The sequence below is a fragment of the Pontibacter mangrovi genome (genome assembly GCF_006385705.1).
Classification (GTDB): Bacteria; Bacteroidota; Bacteroidia; order Cytophagales; family Hymenobacteraceae; genus Pontibacter; species Pontibacter mangrovi.
Map to the genome: position 1 here is coordinate 32,897 of NZ_VFRQ01000003.1, position 17,051 is coordinate 49,947.

The window sequence follows — 17,051 nt, forward strand, 5'->3', positions numbered from 1 at the left end:
TTTACTTTACAAAGCGCCAGCCTTAATCTCCTCTACTACCTCCGGATCGAGGAGCGTGGAGGTATCGCCCAGGTTGGACGTATCGCCTTCGGCTACTTTGCGCAGGATGCGGCGCATGATCTTGCCGGAGCGGGTTTTCGGTAGGCCGCTCACGATCTGTATTTTATCGGGCTTGGCAATCTTACCGATTTTCTCCACCACCGTCTCAATGATCTCGGCACGCAGGTACTCGTCGCGCTCCGGCCTGTCGCGCAGTATCACAAAGGCGTAAATGCCCTGCCCTTTTACATCGTGCGGGTAGCCCACTACAGCCGACTCCACCACGTGCTCGTTGTGGTTGATGGCCTCCTCGATCTCGGCAGTGCCAAAACGGTGACCGGACACGTTGATCACATCGTCCACGCGGCCAATGATGCGGTACAGTCCGTTCTCGTCGCGCTTGGCGCCGTCGCCGGTAAAGTACAGGCCTTTGTAGGTGGAGAAGTAGCTGAGGCGGGCACGCTCGTGGTCGCCGTAAGTGGTGCGGATAATGCTTGGCCACGGGAACTTCATGCACAGGTAGCCTTCCACGCCGTTCTCGGTAATCTCATTGCCTTCGCTGTCTACCAATATCGGCTGGATGCCCGGCAACGGCAGGGCGGCGTGGCTTGGCTTCATTGGGGTTACGCCGGCAATCGTGGAGATCATGATGCCGCCGGTTTCGGTTTGCCACCAGGTATCCACCACCGGGCAGCGCTCTTTACCGACGTGGGTATGGTACCAGTGCCAGGCTTCTTCGTTTATCGGTTCGCCCACAGAGCCCAGCACTTTCAGCGAGTCTAAACTATAGGAGAGCACGTCATCAATGTCGCCGGCCATGAGGGCACGGATAGCGGTTGGGGCAGTATAGAAGATGGTAACGCCAAACTTATCCACCACTTGCCAGAAACGGCCATTGTCCGGGTAAGTCGGTACGCCCTCAAACATCAGCGTGGTAGCGCCGCTCAGCAATGGGCCGTACAGCAGGTACGTATGGCCTGTTATCCAACCGATGTCAGCGGTACACCAATACACATCGCTCTCCTGGTACTGAAACACATTTGTGAAGCTATACTGCGCATACACCATGTAGCCGCCGCAGGTATGCACCACGCCCTTTGGCTTGCCCGTGGAGCCGGAAGTATAAAGTATGAACAGCATGTCCTCGGCGTCCATTTCCTCGGCAGGGCACTCCTTGCTTACGGTCTGCACCTCGTCGTGGAACCACACATCGCGGCCTTCCACCATGTTCACGGCCCAGCCCAGGCGCTCTACCACAATCACTTTCTCTACAGAAGCGCAGCTCTCCAAGGCCTCGTCTACCACGCGCTTTACCGGAATCTGCTTGGTGCCGCGGTTCAGGCCATCGGAGGTAAGCACCATGCTGCACTGCGCGTCGTTGATGCGGTCGGCCATGGCTACTGCCGAAAAGCCGGCAAACACCACCGAGTGGATAGCCCCGATGCGCGCGCAGGCCAGCACGGCAATGGCCAGCTCCGGAATCATCGGCATGTAGATACAGATGCGGTCGCCTTTCTTGGCGCCGTTCTTCTTCAGCACGTTAGCAAACTGACATACTTTCTCGTGCAGCTCGCGGTAGGTATAGCGCACAAAGCGCTCTTTGGGGTCGTTGGGCTCCCAGATCAGGGCCAGTTTATTGCCACGGGTTTTCAGGTGGCGGTCCAGGCAGTTTTCGGTGATGTTGAGTTTTCCGCCCTGGAACCACTTTATGTTCGGTTCGTCAAAATTCCACTCCAGTGTCTTGTCCCACTTTTTGCGCCAGGTAAAGGTATCGGCAATGTCGCTCCAGAACCCTTCCGGGTCCTCCACGCTGCGTTTATAGGCTTCTTCGTACTCTTCGTAGGTCTTAACTTGATAGTTCGTCATGACAAGGTCTAGTTCTTGGTTAGATAGCGTTATAAGGTTAATAAATGCGTTTCCCGATTCGCCTTCGCTTCAGGCGAATCGGGAACCCTGGTCGGTATAGCCGCTCAGCAACGGGGCTATATGCAATATACGATTTATAAAGTTATTTGTAGCCGATGCCGGTCCTCTCCTACCCCTCTTTGCCTCCTTGGTTTACGCTGTCCCGGCTGGTGCTCCTCAGCTAAAAATAAGCAATAAATGCTTAAACATCATACTTCATTTGCCGGATAAGATCGGTTTATACTTCCGCGGCCGGTAACCGAAGCTTAGCTGGCGGGCGTTAGAAGTATGGGTTTAACGAAAGCAGGACCAGCAATTTAGCCATGCATCAATTTAACAACGCCGCGCTTAGCAATCAATGGTGCGCCACGGCAGCACCTGAACCTCTCGGCACGCGAATGTCCTCAATCAGTTCCTGAATGTGCATCGGTGGGGGCGGCGTCATCCGCGAGATCAAAAAGGACACGGTGAAGTTAAACAGCATCCCCAGCGTACCAATGCCTTCCGGCGAGATGCCGAACCACCAGTTCTCCGGCAGGTTCGCCTCCGGGTTGATAAACTTAAAGTAAGAGATGTATGCGATGGTAAAGATGAGCCCCACTACCATGCCCCAGATAGCTCCCTGCTTGTTCATGCGTGTCGAGAAAATGCCCATGATGATGACCGGGAAAAAGGAGGCCGCCGCCAGGCCAAAGGCAAAGGCCACCACCTCGGCTACAAAACCCGGTGGGTTTATGCCGAAGTAGCCGGCCACCACGACTGCCAGCATCGCCGCCAGCCGTGCCGCCGCCAGCTCGCGCTTTTCTGAAATTCCTGGCATAAAGGATTTCTTGAGCAGGTCGTGCGAAATGGAAGTGGAGATAACCAGCAGCAGACCGGCCGCCGTGGAAAGTGCCGCCGCCAGCCCTCCGGCCGCCACCAGTGCAATCACCCAGTTGGGCAGCCCCGCGATCTCGGGGTTGGCCAGCACCATGATGTCTTTGTCGATAATCAGTTCGTTGGCATCCGGGTGGTTGACATACTGCACATGGCCATCGCTGTTCTTGTCGTCGATGCTGATGAGCCCCGTCGTTTGCCAGTTCTGCACCCACTGCGGCATTTCCGCTACCGACCGGTTGCTAATGTTGTTGAGCATGTTATAGAGGCCAAAAGCGCCAATTGCCGGAGCCGTGGTATAAAGTATGGCGATAAACACCAGCGCATACCCGGCAGACTTCCTGGCATCCCTTACCTTAGGCACAGTAAAGAAGCGAACGATCACGTGGGGCAGCCCAGCCGTACCCACCATCAGCGCCGCCGTGATAAAAAATATGTCGATCGTCGACTTGGTGCCGCCGGTGTAGGGAGCAAAGCCCAGTTCGGCCAGCATGCCATCCAGTTTCTGCAGCAAAGGCGTACCGTCCTCCAAAGTGCCCCCTAAGCCGAGCTGCGGGATCGGGTGCCCGGTAAGCATGATGGAGATGTAGATAGCCGGCACCATGTAGGCAAAAATCAGCACGCAGTACTGCGCCACTTGGGTGTAGGTGATGCCTTTCATACCACCCAGCACGGCGTAAAACAGCACGATCACCATCCCGATGATCACGCCCGTCTCGATCTGCACCTCCAGAAAGCGGGAGAACACGATGCCCACGCCGCGCATCTGGCCTGCCACGTAGGTAAACGAAACGAAGATGGCACACACCACCGCCACCAAACGGGCGGTTTTGGAGTAGTAGCGCTCGCCCACAAAATCGGGCACGGTAAATTTGCCGAACTTGCGCAGGTAAGGGGCCAGCAGCAGCGCAAGCAGCACGTAGCCGCCCGTCCAGCCCAGCAGGTACACGGAGCCGTCGTAGCCCATAAACGAGATCAGGCCGGCCATGGAGATAAAGGAAGCCGCGCTCATCCAGTCAGCGGCGGTGGCCATGCCGTTTGCCAGCGGGCTAACCCCGCCCCCGGCCACATAAAACTCTTTGGTAGATCCGGCACGCGACCAGATGGCAATGCCGATATATAGGGTAAAGGTGAGGCCCACGATCAGGTATGTCCAGGCTAAGATGCTCATGGTAAATAAGTTTAAGGTGAGATGGGATTAGTCTTCGTGCACGTCGAACTCCCGGTCAAGCCTGTTCATCAGCCAGACATACGCAAAGATGATAAGGACGAAAAAGTAGATGGCCCCCTGCTGCGCAAACCAGAAGCCCAGTTTAAAGCCACCCAGCGTAAACTGGTTAAGCTCCTCGACCAGCAGGATTCCGCACACGTACGATACGGCAAACCAGACCCCGAGCAGGAAAAGCAATATGCGAAGGTTGCGTTTCCAGTAGGCCTGCATCTTTTGTCTTTTATTCTCCATTGTTTAGTGGTAAGAAGTATACATGTGGTATTTTGTGTGTTCCGGTTGAGGCGGCTTTAAGGCTCGTTTATACTTTACCGGTTCCTTTTGACCGATGCCGCTGCCAACCTGCTTCCTGTTTAGGATGGGCTTGGGTTAACAGCGCGTGTGCAACTCTAACAGCAGCAATAATTTAGTGAATTTGAAATATAAGAAAAAGCTTTTATACTTCAACCTCTGCACTTTAGCCACGGCAGGTATTAGCATAAAAAAAGCCCTGCCGTGGGGCAGAGCCTGAAAAAAGGTTTACCTGTAACATTATTACATGTCCCGCACCGAAACGATGACCTCTTTATACTTGTCGGTGTTATGCAGGAAATCCACCATTTTAACAGCTACTTCCTCCGGCGAGGCCAGTTCGTTGTTGGCTTTGTACCGCCGAAACTTCTCCACCGTGCTAAAGCGGCTCACGTCGCTCTCCCGTATCTGGCCCTGCATGTAAGTATCTACCACACCCGGCGACAAAGCGAATATTTTCACCCCGGTGCCGCGCATGTCCTGCTCCAACTGCACCGTCTGCGACAGCATATCGATGGCGGCCTTGGAGGCGCAGTAGCTCGCCCAACCGTCCACGGGGCGCTTGCCTGCCCCGGAGCTGATGTTGACCACCACCTTTTGCGCCTGCTGCTCGCGGTATACTTCCAGAAAGGTGTTCATCAGCATGGCCGGCACGATCACGTTCACATCAAACACAAACTCGAAGCGTTCGTTCGGCATCCGCTCGCCCACATAGCCGATATCGCCTAGCACGCCGGCATTGTTCACCAGCACCAACTTCTCCGCATCCGGGTACGGCAAGAAGATCTTCTGCAGGTTGTGCTCTACGGCAGGTATGTCTGAGAAATCGAGGGGCTGGTGGCGGTAGTTCGGGTGCTTGATGCTGCAGCTGCGCGACACGCCCACCACACGGTTGTTCTCGTCTTTCAGCAGCTCTTCGGCCAGTGCTTTGCCAATGCCTTTGCTGGCTCCGGTGATGATGTAGATGTTCAAGGTTTTGGGTGTTAGAGAGATTGTGAGTTTAGGTGTTAAGATACGGAAGCCATTAAAGTTGAGGTTTGAGTTTAGGAGAAGATGAATATCTAAAGTTGTTCTGCACAGGTTAGAAACTCATCTGTATCAGCATCAACGTTGCCTGTCCAAAATATTTTAACATCAACCCATTTTCCATTTAAATATACTTCATCAGATGTGGTAGAATACCCTCTCCAAGCATCTGTTTCTTTATTTATCATCGGCATTATTATGATATCGTTCCTATCTTCCAGAGACTTAGCTAACACAATGCACTCCTGGTTGCTTATCTCTAATTTCCTGCTGAAGGGGAATACATATTCGAAGTCCTCTACCGTTTCCCCACCATCCTTATAAACAACTACAAAATGATCTTTATCGGTAGTAACAACCAACTTTGTAGTTCGGTAAGAATACATGACTACGGCATAAAGCAAAAGCAACAATATAAATTCTGAATAAATCACTGGCCGAAGCCTGGCCATGCGAACGGCCAAGCGGTCTGCTACTACAGCAACAAAAAGGGCTATAACAAGAAAGAAAGCATAGGCTACTCCTAGACCTGCCGTTTGATCTGGCAACAACGCAAAAAACACAAAGGTAAAAAAGCCAATCCCTAAAATACCTATCAGCAGGAAAGGTGTGGGCTTTCTGAATTCTTTCTTTAAGGCATTTAGAATCTTCTGAAGCATGTCTAGCTTGTGCTTTATACTTCCTCAAAGTATAAAATCCCAGCCAAAACAAAAAGCCAGTGCCCCTGCCCTGGCAGAAACACTGGCTTTTGTCTTCTTAACCCATCTTAGTTCAGCGCTTCTTTCTTTAGCACAACCTGCTCCGCATGTTTGGCAACGGCCTGATGGTACAGTTCACGCAGTTGAGGGTATTCTTCCGGGGCAAACAGTGTTTCATTAACGTTTAACTTACTAATTATCATCAGCATGTTGCCTACTTGCTGCACCATGTAAGTATAGGTGGCGCTGTGGTTGGGCAAAGTCAGGCTTATATTCTGTGGCACTTCCTCTACTTGCCAGCCGACGGGTAGCTTCACGTTACATACTACTGTTTCCTTTATCGGAGCAGCAAAATCAACAGGATACATGCGCACTGGGTTCTGAAACGGATTTTTAGACACCCCACTGCCCATCATTGGGTTCAGATAAATGGTGTTGGCGCTGCCAGCGTTATCTGCGGCAATTTTGTACGCTACAGATAAGGGTTTATGGAGGCTATCAGCATTACTTATAATAGCCTCAGCTAACCGGAAACTGCCCGCTCCACTGTAGGTAGCAGCATATTTTTCGGCTCCCTCCTCTTTTATAGCTTGCCTTGCAGAGAGTGCACTATAGCCGTCCAATAATTCTTCTCCGGTGCCAGTTACCTTACCGGAGTTATCAACTGTTAAATTCCTTATGTAGTAGTTACTAAACGCAGCTCCGGTACTTAGCGGAATCCACTTAGATTCGGCGCCTTTCACTAAGTACCCCTCGCCATTCAGGCAGCGGACAGGCAGCATGCCTGGTAACAACTGAGGTTCTGTAGCATCTAAAAGTAATTCTGCCCCGTCAACCTGCACCTGCGCAACCACATAATCGAACTTTGTGAAGAGCGGTGACTTTTTGTATGGTTTGCCGTGGCTGCGGGTACTAACCAGCACAGGGTTGGCGTTGAAACCAGCTTCCCGTAGCATGGCTATCAGCAGCATGTTTATATCTGCAACATCGCCCGATCGCTTTTTCAGGATCTCAGGGAGTGTTTTATCAAGCCTCAGGCTATGGTAGCCGTTCCATTTCATACTATCCTGCACAAAGCTGTAGATGCCTTCTACTTGCTGCAGTGGGTTTGTATCTTTAGCCTTAATCTTTGCTACCTGCGTTCCGAACCTGCCGACTGGCTTCAGGTGCTCCCCAAAATTTTCATCCTCCGCTAAAATTCCGGCAAACTCGTCCCAGTCGCCAGATAGCACCTTTTGGTTATTTTTAGAATAGCTTACCTTGTACAGTTCAAACTCTACCTTCGTCACATAGTCTGACAGGGTTGTTATATAGCTTTCCAGGTGTAAAGCGGGCACATCCTTGGCTATCCAGCGGTTTCCTTCTTTCCTGAAGTTATGTTTCAGGCCCAGGTCCTCCGGCGTATAAAGTGGCTGGTTGCCCTGCTTCACCATTTTAAATGCGTAACGTTCAGGCATTTTCACCCGATACTCACTCCACACAATTGGTATGGATGATTGAAAGCTCCACTCTTTTAAGTTGTGGATGTACCGCGAATCAATGGTGTAAGAATATTCTATGACAGAGCCTACCCGCACATTAGGCATGGCTAACTTTTTGAGATACACAAAAGCGCTGTGGCGACCGTCATAGATCTCTTTGTCTTTTATATTATCTTCCGTGATTTGCCCGTTAACCAGGTTATAGGTAGATGCTTTGATGTCAGTAACCTGCTCTCCTGCGCCGCCGGCCTTTACATAAGGTATATCCACGTTAGCCCATTCATACCCTGCCTTCTTCAGGATTTTGATCCGGACGTGGCGCTTAAACACGAAAGCCGCATAATAATCCTGCACATACTCCAGGCTACCGTGGTCTGAGAGAATGACAGCTGCAGCGGAGGTATCCGGTGCGTAGGCAGACATGGTAAGGTCTGCCATATCAATTCGACCAAATTTAGGGCCTTGTCCTCTTGAGGGCTGCCTAACAGCCATGCAAAGCAGAAGCGTTAGCAATAGGATTGTAAAGTTTGTTTTCACGGGTAAGCTGCAATATTCATTAGTACGCCTAAATATAAGGCTTTACCTACATACTTTATATGCCAAACAAAAAGCCAGCGCCCCTGCCCTGGCAGAAACACTGGCTTTTGAAGTATAGCTAAAGTATAAAACTGTTCGAAAGCGAGTCTGGAGACTCGCGGCACACCAGGCGGCACCGGTTGGATACCGGCGCCAGGTCAACTTTATACTTTCTAACCTTCTAACTTCTTAACTCTCTAACTCCTAAACTCTCTAACTTAGAGTATATACTGGCTCAGGTCGCGGTTTTTCACCATGCCTGATAGCTTCTCCTGCACCATTTCGCGGGTTACCACGATGTGGGCGTGGGCGCCGATCTTATCCGGCACGTCGAAAAGAATGTCGTTGAGCAGGCGGCTCATCACTGTGTGCAGGCGGCGGGCACCGATGTTCTCCACCTCCGTGTTCACCTCGTAGGCAATAGAAGCGATCTCATCCAGCGCCTCGTCGTTAAAGGTCAGCTCCACCTCCTCTGCCGACAGCAGCGCCTCATACTGCTTCGTAAGCGCGTTTTTTGGGAATTTCAGGATCTGGTAGAAATCGTCTTTGGTCAGGCTGTCCAGCTCCACGCGGATCGGGAAACGGCCCTGCAATTCCGGGATCAGGTCGGATGGCTTGGCCACGTGGAAGGCACCGGCGGCGATGAACAGAATATGGTCGGTGTTGATGATGCCATACTTGGTGTTCACCGTGGAACCCTCCACGATCGGCAGCAGGTCGCGCTGCACACCCTCGCGGCTCACGTCCGGGCCACCGCTGCCTTTGTTGCTCGCGCTGGCTACCTTGTCAATCTCATCAATAAAGATCACGCCCGAGTTCTCCGCCTTAAAAATAGCCTCTTCCTTCACCTCATCCATGTCGATCAGCTTTGAGGCCTCTTCCTCCAGCAGGATCTTGCGCGCCTCAGCAATGGTTACTTTGCGCTTCTTGGTCTTCTTGGGCATCATGCCGCTGATCATCTCCTGAATGTTCATCATGGAAGCCTCGTCCATACCCGGCCCCATCACGCCTACGCCTGGCATAGAGCTTTGCTGCACGCGTATCTCAATCTTGCGGTCTTCCAACTCACCGTTGCGGATCTTCTCACGGAACTTCTCGCGGGTGCGCTCGTTCAGCTCGTAATCATTGTCGGGCATGGCATTGGGGTCGGCGGATGTGGCTACTGGCATGCCGGAGCGGCCCTGGATCGGCGGGATCAGCGCATCCAGGATGATGTCCTCCACCATCTCGGCGGCTTTCTGCTTCACCTCCTCCTTTTTCTTCTGCTTCACCATGTTCACCGACTGCTCCACCAGGTCGCGCACCATGCTCTCCACGTCGCGGCCCACGTATCCTACCTCCGTAAACTTAGAGGCCTCTACCTTGGTAAAAGGCGCATCAGCGATTTTGGCCAGGCGGCGGGCGATCTCGGTCTTACCCACACCCGTAGCCCCGATCATCAGGATGTTGTTCGGCACGATGTCGCTCTGTATACTTTTGTCGGCGTTCATGCGGCGCCAGCGGTTGCGCAGCGCAATGGCCACGTTGCGTTTGGCGTCCTTCTGCCCAATGATATATTTATCCAGTTCCGCCACGATCTGCGCTGGCGTTAACGATGCGATATTTTCTAACATGTCTTCTTCTTGTGTTTATTAATCAAACCCGGACCTAAGCTAATACAAGGAGCAGGGCCGTTTGGTTATTAACTGCTTTTCTTTTTGAGGAGCGCGCCGGTGTTGGTGGCGATGGTGATGTAGTGCGTAGCGCCAGACGGATGAAAAAAGGCGCTGCCATAGTTCAGCTCAAAGTTCCGCACCCGCAGCATGGCCCCCACCGAGAATCCTGCCCCGCCAGACTTGGTATCCAGCCGAAGCTCTTTGCGGCGCAGGTGGTTGTAACCGGCCCTAAGCTGAAAGTTCTTGCTGAACACAAACTCGGCCCCTGCCACAAAATGCCTGGCAATCTTATCGCCTAGCTTCTTCTCCTCCACTACTTCGTTGCCGCTCTCATCCAGCTTTCCGGGTGCGTTAGGGTCCAGGTACACGATGTCGAACTGGTAGAGCCGGTGCGCCGTGAGCGAGAGCCGTACAGGCATGTGCTCGGGCTTATAGCTTACCCCCAGCTGGGCGTCCCATGGCATCTGCTGCCTATCGGCACTATGGAACGGCTTTACCTGATAGCCTATATTCTTAAACGCCAGCCCCACCGTAAAATCTTTCTCCGGATGCTGAAACACAGCCCCAGCGTCTGCCAATATACCCACGGCCTGGTCGCCTGCCATACTTGATACTGCCACTTTAGCCGTTGCACCGATGGTAAAAGCCTCTACTTCGCGGGAGTGCGTGAGTGCCAACGTATAATCATTCACATTAAAGGTGCCGATTTCTAAACCTGTAGGGTCGCGCTCCACAAAGTCTCCGTAGCTCAGGTAATTTATACTTGCCGCCCAGCGCCCCAGCTTCTCCGAGTTAAAGGCATACACCGCATGGCTCTGCTTGATGTCAGCCAGATAGCCAACGTAGCTCAAACTCACTTGCCCGTCCATCTCCGCGTTCAGCAAGGCCGGGTTCACTGTTACCATGTTCACGTCGTGGCCGCCTGCCGTTACGTTTACGCCGCCCAGCGCCGCCTGTTTGGCACTGGCCGGCAACTCCAGAAACGAAAATCCCCGCTGCCCGCCTACCTGCGCCTGCGCCGTGAGCGATAAGCCCAACAGCGTGCAAAGTATGAGGGCGGCAGTTTTCATGGGAATTCCAATTTTGAATGAGTGAATGAGAGATTGTGTGAATGGTTAATTTATTTCTGCTCAGCAAGTGTAAAAGACGCAACGTATTGCGTCTCTACTGTCCTTGATAATTTAGTCATCCAACAATCAGCTATTAACAATCAACAATTATTCATTCTCAGCTTTCTCTTCTCGCACTACCAGCTTCAGCGGGTGCTTCACCTTCTCCTTCAGCAGGGCGATCTTAACTACCTCATCCACACGGTCTACATAGTGTATGTGCAGGCCTTTGATGTATTGCTCCGGAATCTCGTTGATGTCCTTTTTGTTCTTCTGGCTAAGGATGATATCGGTGATGCCCGCTCGCTTGGCAGCCAAGATCTTCTCTTTTATACCACCTACCGGCAATACTTTTCCACGAAGCGTGATCTCACCGGTCATTGCCAACCTCGACTTCACTTTGCGCTGGGTAAACACCGAGGCGATGGAGGTAAAGATGGCAATACCCGCTGACGGACCGTCCTTCGGCACAGCCCCCTCCGGGAAGTGGATGTGCAGGTCGTACTGGTCGAACAGGCGGTAGTCGATGTCCAACAGATCGGCGTGGGCTTTTAAGTAGGAGATCGCCGTCATGGCCGACTCCTTCATCACATCGCCCAGCTGCCCCGACAAGGTAAGCTTGCCTTTGCCGCGGCTCAGTATACTTTCGATGAACAGGATATCACCGCCCACCGAGGTCCAGGCCAAGCCCGTTACCACGCCGGCCGTGTCAATGTCCTGGTAAATCTCTTTGTCGAAGATCTCGGAGCCCATAATCTTCACCACGTCCTCCGGCTTAATGGATTTAGTGAACTCCTCCTCCATCGCCTTCTGTTTGGCCGTGTTGCGCACCAGCTGCCCGATCTTGCGCTCCAGGTTTCTAACGCCGGATTCGCGGGTATAGTCTTCGATCAGTTTCTGAATGGTGGCTTTGGGCACCTTCACATCCTCCGGCTCCAGCCCATGCTCTGCCACTTGCTTGGGCACCAGGTGGCGCTTGGCAATCTCGGTTTTCTCCTCCAAGGTATAGCCAGTCAGCTCGATGATCTCCATACGGTCGCGCAGGGCAGGCTGAATGGTTTCCAGGGAGTTGGCCGTAGCAATGAAGAGCACCTTTGAGAGGTCGTACTCCACATCCAGGTAGTTATCCATAAAGGTATGGTTCTGCTCCGGGTCCAGCACCTCCAGCAAAGCAGAGGATGGATCGCCTCGGAAATCAGAGGCCAGTTTATCGATCTCGTCAAGTATGATCACCGGGTTAGAAGAGCCCGTTTTCTTGATCTGGTTGATGATCTTGCCCGGCATGGCGCCCACGTAGGTACGGCGGTGGCCACGGATTTCGGCCTCATCGCGCACACCGCCCAGCGACATGCGCACGTATTTACGGCCCAGTGCCTTGGCAATAGAGCGGCCCAACGAGGTTTTACCCACGCCCGGAGGTCCGTAGAGGCAAAGTATAGGCGCCTTCATGTCGTTCTTCAGCTTCAGCACGGCCAGGTACTCCAGAATGCGCTCCTTCACTTTCTCCAGCCCGTAGTGGTCGGCGTCCAGTATCTTCTTCGTGCGCTTCAGGTTGAAATTATCCTTGGTATACTCGTTCCAGGGCAGGTCCAGCAAAAACTCCAGATAGCTCACCGCCACCGGGTACTCCGCTGCCTGAGGGTTCAGGCGGGCCAGCTTGTCAATCTCTTTCTTGAAATGCTGCGCCACGGCCTCCGGCCATTTCTTTTTGACGGCCCGCTCCCGGAAACGCTCAATCTCCTGGTCCGGCCCCTCCTGGCCCAACTCATCCTGGAGCACTTTTATCTGCTGGCGCAGGAAGTAGTCGCGCTGCTGCTGGTCCAGGTCGGTGTGCACTTTGGTATGGATTTCCTGCTTCAGCTCCAGCAGCTGTATCTCGCGCAGCATCAGCTCCAGCAATTGGGTGCCGCGCTCCTTGCCGTCGTTCACCTCCAGCAGTTCCTGCTTCTGGGCCACCTCCACGTTCAGGTTAGAAGACAGGAAGTGCGTCAGGAAACTTGGGCTGTCGATGTTATCCAGCGCCACCTGCGCCTCCTGCGGAATCTCTGGGTTCAGCTTCAGCATCTTGGCCGCCGCATCTTTCAGCGACTGCACCAGCGCCTTCACCTCCTTGCTCTTCTTATCCATCGGGGTTTCCTCGCACAGGCTTATCTTTGCCATCAGGTACGGGTCCTCCTGGGTAACCTCCTCAATCTCGAAGCGGCTGTGCCCTTGTATGATGATGGTGGTATTGCCGTCTGGCAGCACCAGCATTTTCAGGATTTTGGCGACAGTGCCCACACGGTACAGGTCCTCAGCGGTAGGGTCGTCGGAACTGGTATTTTTCTGCGCCACCACCCCTATCACCTTGTCGCCGGCATGCGACTTGCGCACCAGCTTTACAGATTTTTTGCGGCTTACCGTAATCGGCAGCACCACCCCCGGAAAGAGCACCGTGTTACGCACCGCCAGTATTGGCAGCTCGTCGGGCAGCTCCATCGGGTTCATTTCATCTTCTATTTCAGCGGTTATAACTGGTATAAGTTCCGTGCCATCATCGTCTGAGGCACTACTAAGGAGCAGGTTTTGCAAAAATTGCTTGAGTGTTTGGTTCATATGTAGATCAATGCCATTTTGACAGGAAAACACCTAAATCCCCCGGTTTTCCTGTCCTTCGGTAGTTGTTCAAGACTTGTGCCAAGGCTGCTGAGGCTGTTGAAATGTCCGGTTTGGAACAAGGGCCGCGCCCGCTTCAAAAAAATAGTACTTAGTAGCCGCTCCCTGACAATTATATAGCGCAAAATTAATATCTTTGAGCGTTGGGCAAAATTGCACTGCTGATGAATCGTTTGTTCCTGTTGGTATACTTCCTGCTCACGCTGCTATGTTCTGTTTCGGCGCAGGCACAGCAGTTTAAACCATTACAGCCCAACCAGCCAGAGGCCAACCTCCGGGTAGGCCAAGCTAAGCCAACTGCCGCGTGGTCCCCCGATTTCCCCAATTTAAACAAAATCCCTTACTATTACGACCGAAAGAAGCTTGCGCTGATACAGCGGCTGGAAAAACGGAAGCAGTACCGCCGCGCCCTCCCGCTTCTGGAGCAGTATGTGCAGCACTTCGGGATACAGAACTTTTATAAAGACACCGACCTGCTTTGGCGCCTGGGGCAGCTGTACGAGCGCCAGGGCAACCCCGAAAAAGCCAAAGCCCTCTACCGCCTCGTGCTGAAGCACCACCGCACGGACGTAAGCCAGGTGAAGTCATACTACGACTCGCTGGAGCAGAACACCAAAGACTACTACGTGCCGCTGGACTATTACTACGAGCTGGTGGAGTACCGCAAGTCCATCGCCACGTTTAAGCCGCCCAAAGGCGTGTACCTGAACATGGGCAATGCCATCAACTCGCCCTATGCCGACTACGGCCCCACGCTGAACGACGAGAACGAGGTGCTCATTTTTACCTCTAAGCGGAACGTGGTGGGCCTGCGCAACATCTCCAACGAGGATTTATACTTCAGCAAGCAGAACAACGGCTTCTGGCAAGAGGCGGAGTCGTTTGGCAAACCGATTAACAGCGTCTACAACGAAGGCTCGGCCTGCCTGAGCCGCGACGGCAACACCTTATACTTTACCCGCTGCGAGGCTCCGGACGGCTACGGCAACTGCGATATTTATGTGGCAACCCGCCAGGAAGACGGCACCTGGGGACAGATCAAGAACCTGGGCACTAACGTAAACAGCGACGCCTGGGACTCTCAGCCTACCCTCTCGAAGCAGGAAGACACGCTATACTTTGCCTCCGACCGCCTGGGCGGCTTCGGCCTGTCCGACATCTACTTTACCCATAAAACCAAGGCGGGCAGTTGGGCGCCGGCGCAGAACATGGGCCCGGTCATCAATACCCGCGAAACGGAGGTAAGCCCTTTCCTGCACCCTAAATACCAGGTTTTATACTTCAGCTCGCGCGGCCAGCTCAATAACTTCGGCGACTTCGACATCTATAAAACCTATAAAGTGGACGGGCATTGGCAGGAGCCGCGCAACATTGGCCCGCTGGTAAACGGCCGCGGCAGCGAGTATTACTTCGCGATCGACGCCAACTCCAAAAACCTGTACTACGCCCGCTCCGAGGCAAACGAGATCCAGAACCTGGATTTGTTCTCGTTCCCGCTGCCCATGGAGGCGCACCCGCTGGCCGTGACGAAGGTGGAAGGCACCCTCACAGACTCTGTTACCCATAAGCCGCTCTCGGCGGTGGTCTCCATCATCGACCTGGACAACGGCATCGAGATATCGAGCAAGTATGTGCGGCCGGACGGCTCTTTTGAGTTCAACCTCATCGACAGCACCCGCTACATGATCATCATCCAAAGCCCTGACTTTTTCACGATTGAGAAGGAACTGGAGCTGCGCGGCGATACCTCCCTTGACTTTATGACCTCGGTGATTGACTACAGCATCCCGATTGTGTTTGAGAACATCGAGTTTGAGCCGATGCAGTCGGATATTACAGCGGAGATGGAGCCTGTGCTGGATGAGGTGGCTTACTTCCTGATTGACCACCCGACCTACCGGCTGGAGATTGCCGGCCACACCGACAGCGCCGGCGACCCTGAGTTTAACCTGTCGCTCTCGCAGGACCGCGCCGATGCCATAAAAAATTACATCGAGCAAAAGGTAAACATCGGCAGCGACCGCATAGACGCCATTGGCTACGGCAGCAGCAAGCCCCTGCGCGAAGAAAACAGCGAGGAGGACCGCCGCATTAACCGACGCGTGGAGTTTAAAGTTTTCAGGCCCAGAAAGTAAGAGCCCCGGTAGCGCTTTGTGTGTACCTTGCGCCAACATTTTGCGTTAGTACCTTAAGCAAACTTGATACTTCATGCCTTTTACCGCCGCTCATCCAGCCATTATACTTCCTTTTACCCGCCGCCGGCTTTCCGCCACGGCCCTGGTTATCGGTAGCATGGCACCGGACTTTGAGTATTTCTTCCGGCTGCGCACCGTCAGCGACATCAGCCATACTTTCCTGGGGCTCTTTCTGTTCAACCTGCCTGTTACCCTGCTCCTGAGCCTGCTGTTCCATACCTTGGTGCGCGATGTGGCCATCCAGCACCTGCCGCCATACTTTAAAAGCCGTGCACTGGCTGTGTCATACCCTGCCAACTGGCTGCGCTACCTGCGGTCTAACTGGCTGGCCGTGTCGGTTTCGGCGGTTGTGGGTGCTTTTTCTCATTTGTTCTGGGACAGCTTCACGCATTCGGGCATGTATTTCGTGGCAGAGTTTCCGGTGCTCTCGCAACAGGTGCGGCTGCCGGTACTGGAGCTCTCCATGCAGCTTAACCGGGTGCTGCAGCACCTGAGCACGGTGGTGGGCTGTGTAGCCATACTTTGGTTTGTCCACCGGCTACCGGCTAGCCCCATCAGGCAGGAGCAGCCTTGGTTTACCTTTTGGGTAGCTATGTTTATAGCGGGCATTGTATTTCTGCTTCTCAACCTGCTGGTGCGCGAGCACCTGATCCAATCGGTAAGCTACATGATCGTTACGCTGATAAGCGGCTGGATGCTCGCGCTGTTTCTCTCTGGGGTGGCCAGCAAGATCCGGCAGCAACTATAACAAAAGAAGGCTGGGCCTCCTTCTCCGGAAACCCAGCCTTCTTCGTTTTTATACTTTATACTATAGCGTCAGCTTTTTCTGCGTATCGCCGCGCTGCATCATCACGCTTTCTGTTTTGCCCTTGTAGTTGATGTTCACGATGTTCATCTGGTCCGAGAAAAGCTCAGTCAGCAGGGCATTCTTCACGTACAGCTGCGACAGCGAGGCCTGGTTAACGGGCACCTCCAGGTACATCCATACCACATCCGCGTCCTCCTCCGAGCCCAGCAGGTTTTGCTTCAAGGGCTTTCCTTTCTCCACTTCCAGCACCAGGTTGGTTCGCAGGTACTCGCTCAGGTATTTCTTCACCTGCTCCGATGTGGGGCTATACACCACCTTCGTCTTGTTGCGCTGCGAGAGTGCCGTTTCCAAGTCATCCATAAACACCTTCACCGCCAGCTCCAGGTGCTGCGTGCGCGGGTTAAAGCGCACATCGGCAATGCTGGCATGGTAATCATGGGCAGCGGCAGGCTTTGGCAGGAAAGAAACGAACAGCAGTAACAGCAGGGGCAGGAATCTATACTTCATAA

General features: G+C 53.3%; 12 protein-coding genes. 2 read left to right on the forward strand and 10 right to left on the reverse strand.

Annotation, left to right across the window (positions count from 1 at the left end):
- Nucleotides 1-6 precede the first annotated feature (6 nt).
- From acs to lon, 9 genes are all read right to left on the reverse strand, one after another.
- The gene (gene acs, locus FJM65_RS06290) at nucleotides 7-1,905 is read right to left on the reverse strand and encodes an acetate--CoA ligase (RefSeq protein ID WP_140620638.1); all 1,899 of its coding nucleotides are present in this window, start codon (nucleotides 1,903-1,905) and stop codon (nucleotides 7-9) included.
- 394 nt (nucleotides 1,906-2,299) lie between these two features.
- On the reverse strand, nucleotides 2,300-3,991 hold the full coding sequence (locus tag FJM65_RS06295; RefSeq protein WP_140620640.1) for a sodium:solute symporter family protein: 1,692 nt from the start codon (nucleotides 3,989-3,991) through the stop codon (nucleotides 2,300-2,302).
- A 27-nt stretch (nucleotides 3,992-4,018) separates the two neighbouring features.
- A complete protein-coding gene (locus tag FJM65_RS06300; protein WP_140620642.1) occupies nucleotides 4,019-4,282 on the reverse strand; it encodes a DUF4212 domain-containing protein in 264 nt (87 codons plus the stop codon).
- A 300-nt stretch (nucleotides 4,283-4,582) separates the two neighbouring features.
- Nucleotides 4,583-5,311, reverse strand: a complete 729-nt coding sequence (locus FJM65_RS06305; protein ID WP_140620644.1) for an SDR family NAD(P)-dependent oxidoreductase — start codon at nucleotides 5,309-5,311, stop codon at nucleotides 4,583-4,585.
- Between the two features lie 89 nt (nucleotides 5,312-5,400).
- Nucleotides 5,401-6,024 carry an MFS transporter gene (locus FJM65_RS06310; protein WP_140620646.1) on the reverse strand — a complete coding sequence of 208 codons (624 nt, stop codon included), beginning with the start codon at nucleotides 6,022-6,024 and terminating at the stop codon, nucleotides 5,401-5,403.
- Between the two features lie 107 nt (nucleotides 6,025-6,131).
- Nucleotides 6,132-7,982 (reverse strand): DUF3857 domain-containing protein, encoded by a 1,851-nt coding sequence (locus tag FJM65_RS06315; RefSeq protein WP_181163655.1) that lies wholly within the window; start codon nucleotides 7,980-7,982, stop codon nucleotides 6,132-6,134.
- A gap of 356 nt (nucleotides 7,983-8,338) precedes the next feature.
- Nucleotides 8,339-9,733 carry an ATP-dependent protease ATPase subunit HslU gene (gene hslU, locus FJM65_RS06320; protein ID WP_140620650.1) on the reverse strand — a complete coding sequence of 465 codons (1,395 nt, stop codon included), beginning with the start codon at nucleotides 9,731-9,733 and terminating at the stop codon, nucleotides 8,339-8,341.
- 68 nt (nucleotides 9,734-9,801) lie between these two features.
- Nucleotides 9,802-10,845: a type IX secretion system protein PorQ gene (porQ, locus tag FJM65_RS06325; protein WP_140620652.1), complete on the reverse strand. Its 1,044-nt coding sequence runs from the start codon at nucleotides 10,843-10,845 to the stop codon at nucleotides 9,802-9,804.
- A gap of 147 nt (nucleotides 10,846-10,992) precedes the next feature.
- Nucleotides 10,993-13,479 carry an endopeptidase La gene (gene lon / locus FJM65_RS06330; RefSeq protein WP_140620655.1) on the reverse strand — a complete coding sequence of 829 codons (2,487 nt, stop codon included), beginning with the start codon at nucleotides 13,477-13,479 and terminating at the stop codon, nucleotides 10,993-10,995.
- A gap of 224 nt (nucleotides 13,480-13,703) precedes the next feature.
- Here lon and FJM65_RS06335 point away from each other — a divergent pair, with 224 nt between their 5' ends.
- Entirely contained in the window at nucleotides 13,704-15,674 is a 1,971-nt protein-coding gene (locus FJM65_RS06335) for an OmpA family protein (protein ID WP_140621036.1), read from the forward strand.
- Nucleotides 15,675-15,747: 73 nt separating this feature from the next.
- Nucleotides 15,748-16,482: a DUF4184 family protein gene (locus FJM65_RS06340; RefSeq protein ID WP_140620657.1), complete on the forward strand. Its 735-nt coding sequence runs from the start codon at nucleotides 15,748-15,750 to the stop codon at nucleotides 16,480-16,482.
- Nucleotides 16,483-16,542: 60 nt separating this feature from the next.
- Here FJM65_RS06340 and FJM65_RS06345 read toward each other — a convergent pair whose 3' ends face one another.
- Nucleotides 16,543-17,049: a DUF6702 family protein gene (locus FJM65_RS06345; protein ID WP_140620659.1), complete on the reverse strand. Its 507-nt coding sequence runs from the start codon at nucleotides 17,047-17,049 to the stop codon at nucleotides 16,543-16,545.
- Nucleotides 17,050-17,051: the final 2 nt, after the last annotated feature.

What these genes read in the sequence shown, in the direction of transcription:
- acs (WP_140620638.1), bottom strand. Translation starts at nt 1,905, where the DNA reads ATGACGAACTATCAAGTTAAGACCTACGAAGAGTACGAAGAAGCCTAT.
- FJM65_RS06295 (WP_140620640.1), bottom strand. Translation starts at nt 3,991, where the DNA reads ATGAGCATCTTAGCCTGGACATACCTGATCGTGGGCCTCACCTTTACC.
- FJM65_RS06300 (WP_140620642.1), bottom strand. Translation starts at nt 4,282, where the DNA reads ATGGAGAATAAAAGACAAAAGATGCAGGCCTACTGGAAACGCAACCTT.
- FJM65_RS06310 (WP_140620646.1), bottom strand. Translation starts at nt 6,024, where the DNA reads ATGCTTCAGAAGATTCTAAATGCCTTAAAGAAAGAATTCAGAAAGCCC.
- FJM65_RS06315 (WP_181163655.1), bottom strand. Translation starts at nt 7,982, where the DNA reads ATGGCAGACCTTACCATGTCTGCCTACGCACCGGATACCTCCGCTGCA.
- hslU (WP_140620650.1), bottom strand. Translation starts at nt 9,733, where the DNA reads ATGTTAGAAAATATCGCATCGTTAACGCCAGCGCAGATCGTGGCGGAA.
- porQ (WP_140620652.1), bottom strand. Translation starts at nt 10,845, where the DNA reads ATGAAAACTGCCGCCCTCATACTTTGCACGCTGTTGGGCTTATCGCTC.
- lon (WP_140620655.1), bottom strand. Translation starts at nt 13,479, where the DNA reads ATGAACCAAACACTCAAGCAATTTTTGCAAAACCTGCTCCTTAGTAGT.
- FJM65_RS06335 (WP_140621036.1), top strand. Translation starts at nt 13,704, where the DNA reads ATGAATCGTTTGTTCCTGTTGGTATACTTCCTGCTCACGCTGCTATGT.
- FJM65_RS06340 (WP_140620657.1), top strand. Translation starts at nt 15,748, where the DNA reads ATGCCTTTTACCGCCGCTCATCCAGCCATTATACTTCCTTTTACCCGC.
- FJM65_RS06345 (WP_140620659.1), bottom strand. Translation starts at nt 17,049, where the DNA reads ATGAAGTATAGATTCCTGCCCCTGCTGTTACTGCTGTTCGTTTCTTTC.